10 protein-coding genes are annotated in these 11,864 nt (G+C 66.7%); 4 read left to right on the plus strand and 6 right to left on the minus strand.

Annotated features, from left to right (window positions below; translation table 11 throughout):
- Positions 1-12: 12 nt before the first annotated feature.
- Both QWY79_RS07560 and QWY79_RS07565 read right to left on the minus strand, forming a co-directional pair.
- On the minus strand, positions 13-942 hold the full coding sequence (locus QWY79_RS07560) for a MerR family transcriptional regulator (protein ID WP_141320970.1): 930 nt from the start codon (positions 940-942) through the stop codon (positions 13-15).
- A 96-nt stretch (positions 943-1,038) separates the two neighbouring features.
- Entirely contained in the window at positions 1,039-1,407 is a 369-nt protein-coding gene (locus QWY79_RS07565; protein ID WP_290271478.1) for a sirohydrochlorin chelatase, read from the minus strand.
- A 121-nt stretch (positions 1,408-1,528) separates the two neighbouring features.
- On the opposite strand from QWY79_RS07565, the gene QWY79_RS07570 reads away from it, so the two are divergent.
- Positions 1,529-2,437 (plus strand): TIGR01777 family oxidoreductase, encoded by a 909-nt coding sequence (locus tag QWY79_RS07570; protein WP_290271480.1) that lies wholly within the window; start codon positions 1,529-1,531, stop codon positions 2,435-2,437.
- Positions 2,438-2,482: 45 nt separating this feature from the next.
- Here QWY79_RS07570 and rapA read toward each other — a convergent pair whose 3' ends face one another.
- Both rapA and QWY79_RS07580 read right to left on the minus strand, forming a co-directional pair.
- Positions 2,483-5,416: an RNA polymerase-associated protein RapA gene (rapA, locus tag QWY79_RS07575; protein WP_290271484.1), complete on the minus strand. Its 2,934-nt coding sequence runs from the start codon at positions 5,414-5,416 to the stop codon at positions 2,483-2,485.
- A gap of 122 nt (positions 5,417-5,538) precedes the next feature.
- Positions 5,539-6,339 carry a TlpA disulfide reductase family protein gene (locus QWY79_RS07580; RefSeq protein ID WP_290271486.1) on the minus strand — a complete coding sequence of 267 codons (801 nt, stop codon included), beginning with the start codon at positions 6,337-6,339 and terminating at the stop codon, positions 5,539-5,541.
- 119 nt (positions 6,340-6,458) lie between these two features.
- Here QWY79_RS07580 and QWY79_RS07585 point away from each other — a divergent pair, with 119 nt between their 5' ends.
- Positions 6,459-6,674 carry a hypothetical protein gene (locus tag QWY79_RS07585; RefSeq protein WP_141320779.1) on the plus strand — a complete coding sequence of 72 codons (216 nt, stop codon included), beginning with the start codon at positions 6,459-6,461 and terminating at the stop codon, positions 6,672-6,674.
- A 49-nt stretch (positions 6,675-6,723) separates the two neighbouring features.
- Here QWY79_RS07585 and dkgB read toward each other — a convergent pair whose 3' ends face one another.
- On the minus strand, positions 6,724-7,539 hold the full coding sequence (dkgB, locus tag QWY79_RS07590; RefSeq protein WP_290271489.1) for a 2,5-didehydrogluconate reductase DkgB: 816 nt from the start codon (positions 7,537-7,539) through the stop codon (positions 6,724-6,726).
- Positions 7,540-7,702: 163 nt separating this feature from the next.
- Entirely contained in the window at positions 7,703-8,620 is a 918-nt protein-coding gene (locus tag QWY79_RS07595) for a LysR family transcriptional regulator (RefSeq protein ID WP_141320775.1), read from the minus strand.
- 148 nt (positions 8,621-8,768) lie between these two features.
- On the opposite strand from QWY79_RS07595, the gene aptA reads away from it, so the two are divergent.
- Together aptA and QWY79_RS07605 are read left to right on the plus strand one after the other, a co-directional pair.
- Positions 8,769-10,109, plus strand: a complete 1,341-nt coding sequence (aptA, locus tag QWY79_RS07600) for an omega-aminotransferase AptA (protein ID WP_290271492.1) — start codon at positions 8,769-8,771, stop codon at positions 10,107-10,109.
- Positions 10,110-10,308: 199 nt separating this feature from the next.
- A complete protein-coding gene (locus QWY79_RS07605; protein ID WP_290271494.1) occupies positions 10,309-11,799 on the plus strand; it encodes a CoA-acylating methylmalonate-semialdehyde dehydrogenase in 1,491 nt (496 codons plus the stop codon).
- Positions 11,800-11,864 lie beyond the last annotated feature (65 nt).

Raw genomic sequence — 11,864 nt, forward strand, 5'->3', positions numbered from 1 at the left:
TCGAGGCGGTGGTCATGCCCTGCCCTGCGGCAGCTCGGCGAGCAGCGCCCCGGCGCGTGCGGTGGCCTCGGCCAGCTGGTCGCCCAGCGCGATGATCCGGCTGTCGCCGATATCGCCGGCACGGATGCGTGCCACCGGGCCGCACAGGGCCAGGGGCGCCTCGAGCTGGTCAGCCAGGCGGGGCAACTGACGCTTGATGAGGTCGGTCTTCTCGGCCTTGCCGCTGGCCAGCAGGATCAGGTCGATGCCCAGTCGTTCGGCGGCCAGGTTCAGCTCCTGGGGCGACATGGGGGCATCCAGCAACTGGACGCGATGCCCCTGTTCGCTGAGCAGCAGGGCGGTCATCAAGCCCCATAACGGGCTGTCGGCCTCGGGCATGGGGGTGACCAGTACCTGGCGCGGGCCGGCCTGGGGGTTGGCATGGTAGAGCCGTGTTCCGATGCGGGTGCGCAGGAAGGTTTCCAGCACGCGGCGCTGCAGGGTCAGGCCGAGGCGGTCACCCCAGTTTTCTTCCAGCTCCTGTACCACTGGCTGCCAGAGCTTCTCGATGCAGACCCGGGCGGGGTAGAGGGCCAGTACCTGATTGAACAGGCTGTCCAGCCGGGCGGTATCCATGGCCTCGATGGCCGCCGTCAACTGCTGGCGCTGGTTGGCCCAGTCATCCAGGTCCGCGCTGGGCCTGGCCGACGTGTCCGGCTGATCGAGCAGTTCGCGCACCTGGCTGACGGGCACGCCACGATGCAGCCACTGCAGGATGCGTTCGACGCGCTCGATGTCCTCGCGGGCATACAGGCGATGGCCCTTGGGGGTACGATGCGGTCGCAGCAGGCCGTAGCGACGCTCCCAGGCGCGCAGTGTCACGGAGTTGACGCCGGTCAGTCGCGAGACCTCGCGAATCGGGTAGCGTGGGGTGTCGCCAGGGGGACTCGCCTTTTGACTCATGCCGGCCTCATGACGTGGTATGGGGATTAACGGGCAGCCAGTTACGATTGTTGTACAGATCGGAAGCTTTGTACAACTCCGGGTTCAACGCCGGTTTCACGAGGCGTCCCGCTCGGCGATGACGCCGGCCAGGGCCGCGATGAAGTCCGGGTGCTCGCCGACCGGTGACAGCAGGCTCAGGCTGATACTCGGGTGCTGTGTCTCCAGGGCGTCCACCTGGGCCGGAACGTCCTTGCGCAAATGGCGGCCGGCGGCAAAGAATAAGGGCAGGATATCGGCATGCTCGATGCCGGCTTCGGCGAGTTCGGCGACCGTGTCTTCCAGTGACGGATCGCACAGCTCCATGTAGGCCAGGCGCAAGGGCTGGCTCAGGCGCTCCGCCGCGGCCTGGTGAACGCGCTCGAAGGGCTCGCGCCAGCGCGGGTCGCTCGAACCGTGAGCCATGAGAATCAGCGCTTTGTTCATGATGCGGCCTCCCGGCAGTAATCTGGTCGTGGGTGCCCAGGGCGTGTGATGGGCAGCATGCCATGCAGACTAGCAAAGGTGTATAACCGTTGTATAACACAGCTCCAGCAAGGAGAACGTCATGCGTGTATTGATCACCGGCGGTAGCGGTTTCGTGGGCCAGGCCCTGTGTCCGCTGTTGAAGGAAGCCGGCCACCGGCCAATGGTGGCGTCGCGATCTCCCGAGCGAGCGCGCACGCTGCTGCCGAGCGGGACCGATATCCGGCGTTCCGCGCTGGATTTCGTCGATACGCCGCCGGATGCCATCGTCAACCTGGCCGGCGAACCGATCGCCGGCAAGCGCTGGAGCGATGCCCAGAAGGAGCGCCTGGTCGATTCCCGGCTCGAGACGACGCATGAACTGGTCAGGCTCTGCGAGCAGCTCTCGCATACCGGGGATGCACCCCACGTGCTGGTCTCCGCCTCGGCCATGGGCTATTACGGTGATCAGGAAGAGCACGAGGTCGACGAGGACACGGCGCCGCACGACGAGTTCGCCCATCGCCTGTGCCGGCGCTGGGAAGAGGCCGCCCAGGGGGTCACCGAGTTCGGCACCCGGCTGGCGATCCTACGCATCGGCCTGGTGCTCGACGCCCATGGCGGCACCCTGCAGAAGATGCTGCCGGCCTTCCGCCTGGGCCTGGGCGGGCGGCTCGGCCATGGTGAACAGTTCATGCCCTGGGTGCATCGTCACGATCTGGTGCGCATGATCGCCTTCCTGCTCGAGCATGACGAGCAGCAGGGCGCCTTCAACGGCAGCGCCCCGCATCCGGTGACCAATGCCGAGTTCACTCGGCAGCTGGCACAGCATCTCAAGCGTCCCGCCCTGATGCCGGTGCCCTCCAAGGTGCTGGAGGTCATGCTCGGCGAGATGTCACGGCTGCTGTTGACCGGCGCCGACATGCGTCCCCGGCGCCTGGAACAGGCGGGCTTCGAGTTCGACTACCCGACCCTCGACAAGGCACTGGACGACATCATCGGCGCGGCCTGACAGGGGCGCTCGCGTGCTGCCGCGAGCGCCCCGCGCGCGGCCGGGTCAGCGTGACTCCTGGTCCACGGTGACGATCACGCGCACCGCGTCGAGGCGCAGCCGGGTCGCCTCGATGGCCGTCTCCAGGGTGTCGCGTTCGTCGCGCAGTGCGCTCACTTCTTCGTCGCGCACCGAGGGGTTGCGCCGCGCCAGGGCTTCCAGACGCGCCAGTTCGGCGTCGAGGCTGGTGCGCATGCGCTGCTGGGCGGCTTCGACGATGCTCGGCAGTTCACGCTCGGCTTCCTGTTCGGCGCTGTCGAGCAGCTCCCGCAACTGGCCGTGGCGGCTCTTGATCAGGTCGCGCGCGGCCGCCTTCTTGACCTTTTGCAGGTTCTTCGACAGGCCGGTGAAGGAAATCTTGTCGGTGAGATTGGCGCCCGACTCATCCAGCAGCACGCGCACCGCGGTGGGCGGCAGGAAGCGATTGAGGTGCAGCCGCCGCGGGGCGGGGCAATGGGTGCGGAAGACCAGCTCGACCATCACCCGCCCGGCGGGAATCGAGGGATGCCGGAGCAGGGCCAGGGCGGTGTTGCCCATCGGACCGTCGAGGATGCGTGCCATCATCTCGCGGGTCAGCGGGTGCTCCCAGGTGAGATGCTGCACATCATCCCGGGCCAGGGCGCGTTCGCGTGAGAAGGTCGCGGAGAAGCCTTCCTCGCCCTTCACCAGGCCCGGCAGGCCATCGAGCATCTGCGGGCTGGGGCTCAACAGCTGCAGATCGCCGCCCAGGTCCTGGCTGTCGACGCCGAAGATATCCAGGGCCTGGTCGATATAGCGACGCAGGGCGCGGTCATTGTCCAGTTCGTGGATGGCCTCGGCCACGCTGGCGGCGCGTTCCTGGCGACAGGCATTGAGCTCGAGCAGCCGGTTGCGGCCCGCGTCGCGCTCGGCCAGGCGTGCCTCGAAGAAGCTGCGGGTCTCGTCGATGACCTCGCTCAGCGCCTCGGGGTCGAGCAGTGCATCGGCCAGGGCATCGCCGAAGGCGGCGTAGAGATCGCTGCCCAGGCCATGCGGGGCACTGAAGGCATCCATGCCGTCCCGATACCAGCGCAGCAGGCGCTCGCCGGGGCTGTCCGCGAAGACCGGCACATGCATGTCGATCGGGTGGCGCTGGCCGATCCGGTCCAGGCGTCCGATGCGCTGTTCGAGCTGGTCCGGATGCAGCGGCAGGTCGAACATCACCAGGTGATGGCAGAACTGGAAGTTGCGGCCTTCCGAGCCGATCTCCGAGCACACCAGCACCTGGCAGCCGTCCTCGGTGTCGGCAAAGGCGGCCGCGGCACGGTCGCGTTCGAGCAGCGTCAGCCCCTCGTGAAAGACCGGGGCATGCAGGCCGCCCAGCACGCGCAGGGCCTCGGACAGGCCGGCGGCGGTATCGCGATCATGGGCGATCACCAGCACCTTGTCGTTACCCAGCTCGGTCAGGCGCTCGAGCAGCCAGGTCACGCGCGGGTCGATCTGCCACCAGGGCTCGGCATTCAGCGGGTCGTCGGCCATGGCCTGGTACATCAGGTCCAGGTAGACCAGCACCTCGGGATGATCCAGGCCGCTCTCGATGAGCAGCTCGTCGAGGTAGTCCTCGTCACGTTCCAGCCGGCGCAGCACGCGACGATAGGCGGCGGGTGGCTCGAGACGTTCGACATGCAGGCGGCGCTCGGGAAAGCCGCCGACATGGCGTCGGCTGTTGCGGAACATGACCCGCCCGGTGCCGTGGCGGTCGAGCAGCTGGTCGCGCAGCTGATGCCGCGAAGCGTCGCGCTGGGCGGCATCGCTCTGTGCGTCGGCCAGGGTGTCGAGCAGGGCCTGGCTGTCGTCCTCGTCGATCACGGCGGCGACCCGCTGCGTGTCCTCGGGCTGGCCGGGCAGGCGCTCCAGGGCATCGATGGCCTCGGCGACCTCGACGTAGTGGCGTTCCTCTTCCTGGAAGTCGGCCAGGCTATGGTAGCGGTCCGGGTCGAGCAGACGCAGCCGCGAGAAGTGACTCTGCTGGCCCATCTGCTCGGGCGTGGCGGTCAGCAGCAGCAGGCCCGGTACATGGGCGGCCAGGCGCTCGACACAGGCATAGCCCGGGCCGACCGCCGACTCGGACCATTCGAGGTGGTGGGCTTCGTCGACGATCAGCAGGTCCCAGTCACAGGCGTCGGCCTGGGACTGGCGGTGCGGGTCGGCGAACAGCCAGTCCTGGCTGGCCAGGATCAACTGGCCGGCCTCGAAGGGGTTGGTCTCGCCATGCGCGCTGCACTGCTGCTCATCGAGCAGGGTGACTTCCAGCGAGAAGCGTCGCAGCAGCTCGACCAGCCACTGGTGGGTCAGGCTGTCGGGCACCAGGATGAGGGCGCGTTCGGCCCGCCCGGTCAGCAGCAGGCGATGCAGGATCAGGCCGGCCTCGATGGTCTTGCCCAGGCCGACTTCATCGGCCAGCAGGACGCGCGGCGAGGCACGACGGGCGACCTCGTCGGCGATGTACAGCTGATGCGGTATCAGGTCGACCCGCGGGCCGGCCAGCCCCAGCGCCGGGTTCTGTTCGATGCGATGATGGTGGTGCAGGGTCCGGAAGCGCAGGTCGAACCAGTCATTGCGGTCGACCTGGCCGGTCAGCAGGCGGTCGCGTGCCTGGTCGAACTGCATGGTGTCGGCGAGCTTGGCCTCGGGCAGCTCGCAGGGATCTCCCGCGGCATCCTCGCCGATATAGGTGATCAGCCCCCCGGATTCCTTGCTGTCGTCGACGATCATCTGCCAGCCCTCGGTGGACTGGATGCGATCGCCGCTGCCGAAGACCACTCGGGTCAGCGGGGCCTGTCGGCTACTGTAGGTGCGGGTTTCCTGGCTGGCGCCGAACAGCACGGTGACACTGCGGTTGTCGCAATTGAGGATGGTGCCCAGGCCGAGTTCGGCCTCGCCGTCGCTGATCCAGCGCTGGCCGGGAGAGAAGTCGCTCATGGTGCCTCGGGATGCTAGGGATCATGTCTCGCGTCGCGGCCGCGATGAATGGGACAGGGCCGCGATATACAGGGCGCGGTATCTTACAGCAAAGCGGGGCGCGGCTTAAGCCTTTTGCCGGTCTAGTCGTCGGCCAGCCAGTCGTTCAGGATCGCCGGCGTCAATTCGCCGACATGCTGGGTCACGGCCCGGCCCTGGTCATCGAACAGCAGGGTGGCCGGCAGGCCCTGGGCGTCGCTCCGGACCATCAGCGACTGGCGCGGGTCGAGCAGGGCGTGCTCGAAGGCCAGCCCCTGGGCGTCGAGATAACGCACCACCGGCATCAGGTCCTCGCCCTGATTGACCACCACCACGGTGACGTCGTCACGCCGGTCGGCCTTTTCGAGCAGCGGCATCTCGCGCCGGCAGGGCGGGCACCAGGTGGCCCACAGATTGACCAGCACATGCTCGTCGCGTATCGAGTCCAGTTCGACCGTCTCGCCCTGCAGGTTCTCCAGGCTGAGCGCGGGCAGCTGGCGCATGGCCATGCCGCCACCCAGCGGGGACCAGGCCGTCAGTGCCAGCCACATCAGGGCGGCGCCGAGGGTCAGGCCGGTGGCGCCGAGCAGGGCCGCGAGCCGATCGCGCAGTGACCACAGGGTCCAGGCCAGGGCCGCCAGCAGGCCGATCACGCCATGAAAACCGGGTAGCCAGAGCTTGAGGATATCCCAGGGCGCCTGGGCATAGGCCTCCAGGTTCAGGGCCACATGGCCGAGCCGCGCCGCCACCAGCCAGACGATGACCAGGCCGTTGAACCAGCGCACATGGCGCTGGCGGGGAAGCCCCAGCAAGAAGGCGCTGAGCAGCAACAGCAGCAGGGTGACGGCGAGCGCGTAGAGGCGGGGCAGCGGTACCAGTACGGGCCCCAGGGCAATGGCTTCCATGATGTGGCTCGGGTTTCCGGGTCAAGGGTCGGCGCGTCGCGCCGGACCGGTTACACTTGTCGCGTTCGTCTGCCAAGCCTACTGCCGGTGGGCGGGGCTGTCATCCAGCAGGAGCACGCATGGCAAGAGAGTCCTTCGATACCCTTCGCGCCCTGGCCATCGCCAGTCAGGCGATCGGCTTCATCCTCATCATCACCCTGGAGACCCTGATGGGCGATGCGGCGCGCCCCTGGCAGGGCTGGACCCTGGCCGCCATGGTCGTCGCGGCGCTGTGTCTCGCCGTGGCGCGCCTCTACCGCCGCAACAAGGCCCGCAAGCGGCGCGACCTGAGCTGAGGTCGATGGCGGCCCCTGATGCCTCGGGCCGCCTCGTCTGCCACCGGGGTTACTGGTCCCAGTCCGGGGCAATGCTCGGGTTGGCGATGCGCTCGCCGCGATCCAGGGTGGCGATCTCGGCCATTTCCTCGTTGCTCAGGATGATGTCCAGGGCCTCGATGTTGCGCTTGAGGTTGGCTTCCTTGGTGGAGGACGGGAAGGTCACGATCTCCAGCTGGTTGAGCCAGGCAATGGCGATCTGCGCCGGGGTGGCATCATGGACGGCGGCGATCTGCTGCAGGGTCGCATCCTCCATGACCTTGCCGACGGCCAGCGGCATGAAGGCCGTCACGGCAATGTCGTGACTCTGGCAGTGAGCCACCAGGTTGCGGTTCTGCAGGAAGGGGTGAACCTCGATCTGATTGGTCAGCAGGGTATCCGCGCCGAGGATGTCGAGTGCCTGGTCGACCTGGGCGCGGGTGAAGTTCGACACTCCGATATGCTGCGTCTTGCCGGCCTGCTGGACGTCACGCAGGGCCAGCATGTAATCGTTCATGGGGACCTCGTCGCCGGGCGAGGGCCAGTGGATCAGCAGCAGGTCGACCGCATCCATGCCGAGCCGTTCCAGGCTCTCGTCGACACTGGCCTTGAGGTCGTCCGGCTGGAGGCGGTCGTGCCAGACCTTGGTGGTCACGAAGATCTCGTCGCGCGGCACGTCGCTTTCGGCAATGGCGGCGCCGACATCGGCCTCGTTGCCGTAGAACTGGGCCGTGTCGATGTGCCGATAGCCAAGCTTCAGGGCGGTATGGATCATGTTGCGCACGGTTTCGCCTTCCAGGCGGTAGGTGCCGAGGCCGGGGTTGGGCAGCGCGGGATGAGGACTCATGTTGGCTCCATGCTATGGGGGTATTATCCGGATAGTTATCTGGTCGTGACGGGACATGCCGACGACCGGTGCTTAACCGGCTAACAGATTAATCTGTTTTACACCAATTTTGCGCTTTAGTGGCAAATGGGTCGAGAGGGGGCGTCCATCCAGGGATCAGTCGTCAGGCCGCCAGGCGTTCCAGCTCCTCGAGATAACGCTCCAGCACCAGGTTGGGCGGTGCCCCCTTGCGGGTGATGGCGCTGTAATGCGTCAGATAGTGCCAGTGATGGGCATCCAGGGCGCGCATGCGGCCATCCCGCACCCAGCGCTCGGCATAGTGGGTCGGCAGGTAGCCGAGGTAGCGGCCGGAGAGGATGAGAAAGGCGATGCCCTCGCGGTCGGTGGCCGAGGCGGCGGCCTTGAGCGGCTCATGCATGGCCTTGATGGCCGATGTCTGGGCATAGGCCGGGAGCACCGCGTCGTGTTCGGCGAGCTCGGCGGCGGTAACGCTCTCGGCCTCGAACAGCGCATGCCCGGCAGCACAGTAGAGGCGTGATTCCTCGGCGTAGAGCGGGCGGTAGTGCAGGCCGGGCAGGGGCTTGAGGCTGGGGATCACCCCGGTGTGCAGGCGCCCATCGAGCACGGCCAACTCGATGTCGTTGGGCGGAATCATGCGGATATTGATGTGCACATCCGGGCCGCGCTCCTTGAGCGCACTCAGGGCATCGGTGATCAGCATCTCGGGCATGGTCACCAGATTGTCGGTGATGCCGATGTTCAGCTCGCCCTTGAGGCGGGCATGCAGGCCGTTGATCCGGGTGCGAAAGCCTTCCGTCGAGGCCAGCAACTGCAGTGTCGCCTCATACACCTCGGCGCCCTCATCGGTCAGCGCGAAGCCGCTGCGCCCGCGCTGGCAGAGCCGCAGGCCGAGCCGGGTCTCCAGGTCACTCATGGCCATGCTGATGGCGGCACGGCTGATGTTCAGTTCCACCTCCGCCGCGGAGAAGCCGCCGCACTCCACTACCTTGCGATAGATGCGCAGCAGGCGCAGGTCGGCATCGCTGACCTGACCGGCCAGTGCTTCACGCTGTCGCGACATGACATCTCACCCTTCGAGGGACATAGGCCAGGCTAAAAGTTAACCGGATGCTTACACGAGATTCAATACATACAGATTTAATGGCTTATGGGCGACGACTAGCCTGACAACAGGACATCCCCTTCCAACCACAACGGGCAGGAACGACATGTCAGGTCACCACGCTGCGCTGGGCGGTCTCAGCGCCGAGCAACTCGATGCCTACTGGATGCCCTATACCGGCAACCGCCAGTTCAAGCGCGATCCGCGGATCATCGTCGGCGCCGAGGGCTCTTACCTGAAGGATGCCGAGGGACGACGCATCTATGATGGCCTCTCCGGCCTCTGGACCTGCGGTGCCGGGCACTGTCGCCCGGAGATCACCGAGGCCGTCAGCCGTCAGCTGGGCGAGCTGGATTACTCACCGGCCTTCCAGTTCGGCCACCCCAGAGCCTTCGAGCTGGCGCATCGTCTGCGTGGCCTGATGCCGGCGGACCTGAACTACACCTTCTTTACCGGCTCCGGCTCCGAGAGTGCCGATACTTCGCTGAAGATCGCGCGCGCCTACTGGCGCAAGAAAGGCAAACCGGGCAAGACCAAGCTGATCGGCCGCTCCAAGGGCTATCATGGCGTCAACTTCGGCGGTATCAGCCTGGGCGGCATCGGTGCCAATCGCGTGCTCTTCGGTCAGGGCGTCGACGCCGATCACCTGCCGCACACGCTGCTCAGGGACAATGCCTTCACGCGGGGCATGCCCGAGCGCGGTGCCGACCAGGCCGATGAACTGCTGGAGCTGATCGCCCTGCACGATGCCTCGAACATCGCCGCGGTGATCGTCGAACCGCTGGCCGGCTCGGCCGGGGTTATCCCGCCACCCAAGGGCTACCTCGAGCGCCTGCGCGCGATCTGCGATCAGCACGACATCCTGCTGATCTTCGACGAGGTCATCACCGGCTTCGGCCGCATGGGGGCGATGACCGGCGCCGAGGAGTTCGGCGTGGTGCCGGACATCCTCAACGTCGCCAAGCAGCTGACCAACGGCGCCGTGCCCATGGGCGGGGTCATCGTGCGCGACGAGATCTATCAGACCTTCATGGAGCAGGGTGGCCCCGACTACATGCTCGAGCTGCCCCACGGCTACACCTACTCGGGTCACCCGGTGGCCTGTGCCGCCGCCATGGCCGCGCTGGACGTGCTCGAGAACGACCGCCTGATCGAACGGGTGCGCGAGATGAGCCCGGTCTTTGAAGAGGCGCTGCACGGCCTCAAGGGCTCGCCTCATGTCAGCGACATCCGCAACTATGGCCTGGCCGGCGCCCTGCAGATCGAGCCCTATCCCGGAGAACCGGCACGACGCCCCTTCGAGATCGCCATGAAGTGCTGGGAGAAAGGCTTCTATGTGCGCTACGGCGGCGACACCATCCAGCTCGGCTTGCCGTTCATCGTCGAACGCGAGGAAATCGACCGGCTCATCAACGCACTGGGCGACGCACTCGGTGAGCAGGATTGAATCAGGCGACGCCCGCCCAGATGCGCGCTATCTGCCTTGCGGTGATGAGCTTGCCCGTCGACAAGCCTCCGCGAGGGCGCTGTGAACCCTTCCATGGGCGCTACATCCGCCATTCATGGCGGATGACCCTCGCTGCGACTTGTCCCCGGCGCTCATCTGACTGACTTCTTACTTCTTACTTCTTCTAACGAGGACACCCATGACCACACTCGGCCATCTGATCAACGGCTCACGCGTCGCCGGCGAAGGGCGCCACCAGGATATCTTCAACCCCTCCACCGGCGAGGTCGGTAGCCGGGTGAGCCTGGCCAGCAAGGCCACCGTCGAGGACGCCATCGCCGCCGCCGAGGCCGCCTTCCCGGCCTGGCGTGATACACCACCCGCCAAGCGCGCCCGGGTGATGTTCAACTTCAAGCAACTACTGGAGCAGAACGCCGACGAGATCGCCCGGCTGATCGGCCAGGAGCACGGCAAGATCGTTCACGACGCCAAGGGCGAGCTGCAGCGCGGCATCGAGAACGTCGAGTATGCCTGCGGCGCACCGGAGCTGCTCAAGGGCGAACACAGCAAGAACACCGGCCCGGGCATCGATGCCTGGAGCGAGTTCCAGCCACTGGGCGTGGTGGCCGGCATCACACCGTTCAACTTCCCGGCCATGGTGCCGCTGTGGATGTACCCGATGGCCATCGCCTGCGGCAACACCTTCGTGCTCAAGCCCTCCGAGCGCGACCCGAGCGCAGTGCTCTACATCGCCGAGCTGGCGCTGGAAGCCGGTCTCCCCGCCGGCGTGCTCAACGTCGTCAATGGTGACAAGGAAGCCGTCGACACCCTGCTCGACGATGCCCGCGTGCAGGCCGTCAGTTTCGTCGGCTCGACGCCCATCGCCGAGGCCATCTACACCCGCGCCAGCGCCAACGGCAAGCGCTGCCAGGCCCTGGGTGGCGCCAAGAACCATGCCATCGTGATGCCCGATGCCGACATGGACAACGTGGCCAATTCGCTGACCGGCGCGGCCTTCGGCTCCTCCGGCGAGCGTTGCATGGCGCTCTCCGTGGCCGTCGCCGTGGGCGATGATGCCGCCGACGCCATGATCGACAAGCTCAAGGCGCAGATGCCCTCGCTCAAGGTCGGCCCCTACCACGATGCCGACAACGACTTCGGCCCGGTGATCACCCGGGCCCATCAGGAGAAGGTCTGCGGCTATATCGACAGCGCCGAGCAGCAGGGCGCCAGCATCGTGGTCGATGGTCGCGGCGTACAGGTGCCGGGCCACGAAAACGGCTTCTACGTCGGCGGCACCCTGATCGACAACGTCACCCCCGAGATGACCTGCTACCAGGAAGAAATCTTCGGCCCGGTGCTGCTGGTGGTGCGCGCCCGCTCCATGGAAGAGGCCATGCAGTTGATCGACGATCACGAATACGGCAACGGCACCTGCATCTACACCCGCGACGGCGAGGCGGCGCGCTACTTCAGCGACCGCATCCAGGTCGGCATGGTCGGCATCAACGTGCCGCTGCCGGTGCCGGTCTCCTACCACAGCTTCGGCGGCTGGAAGCGCTCACTGTTCGGCGACCTCGCCGCCTACGGCCCGGACGCCGTGCGCTTCTACACCAAGCGCAAGACCATCACCCAGCGCTGGCCCTCCTCCGGCGTGCGCGAAGGCTCGCAGTTCGCCTTCCCGTCCTGACCGAACAGCGTCGATCACCGTCAGGTGACGAGATACGGCCGAACCAGCCCACCCGGTTCGGCCGT

Origin of the sequence: Halomonas sabkhae, from assembly GCF_030409265.1 — a bacterium.
GTDB lineage: Bacteria > Pseudomonadota > Gammaproteobacteria > Pseudomonadales > Halomonadaceae > Halomonas > Halomonas halmophila.

What these genes read in the sequence shown, in the direction of transcription:
- QWY79_RS07595 (WP_141320775.1), bottom strand. Translation starts at nt 8,620, where the DNA reads ATGTCGCGACAGCGTGAAGCACTGGCCGGTCAGGTCAGCGATGCCGAC.
- QWY79_RS07565 (WP_290271478.1), bottom strand. Translation starts at nt 1,407, where the DNA reads ATGAACAAAGCGCTGATTCTCATGGCTCACGGTTCGAGCGACCCGCGC.
- QWY79_RS07605 (WP_290271494.1), top strand. Translation starts at nt 10,309, where the DNA reads ATGACCACACTCGGCCATCTGATCAACGGCTCACGCGTCGCCGGCGAA.
- QWY79_RS07580 (WP_290271486.1), bottom strand. Translation starts at nt 6,339, where the DNA reads ATGGAAGCCATTGCCCTGGGGCCCGTACTGGTACCGCTGCCCCGCCTC.
- aptA (WP_290271492.1), top strand. Translation starts at nt 8,769, where the DNA reads ATGTCAGGTCACCACGCTGCGCTGGGCGGTCTCAGCGCCGAGCAACTC.
- QWY79_RS07585 (WP_141320779.1), top strand. Translation starts at nt 6,459, where the DNA reads ATGGCAAGAGAGTCCTTCGATACCCTTCGCGCCCTGGCCATCGCCAGT.
- QWY79_RS07560 (WP_141320970.1), bottom strand. Translation starts at nt 942, where the DNA reads ATGAGTCAAAAGGCGAGTCCCCCTGGCGACACCCCACGCTACCCGATT.
- dkgB (WP_290271489.1), bottom strand. Translation starts at nt 7,539, where the DNA reads ATGAGTCCTCATCCCGCGCTGCCCAACCCCGGCCTCGGCACCTACCGC.
- QWY79_RS07570 (WP_290271480.1), top strand. Translation starts at nt 1,529, where the DNA reads ATGCGTGTATTGATCACCGGCGGTAGCGGTTTCGTGGGCCAGGCCCTG.
- rapA (WP_290271484.1), bottom strand. Translation starts at nt 5,416, where the DNA reads ATGAGCGACTTCTCTCCCGGCCAGCGCTGGATCAGCGACGGCGAGGCC.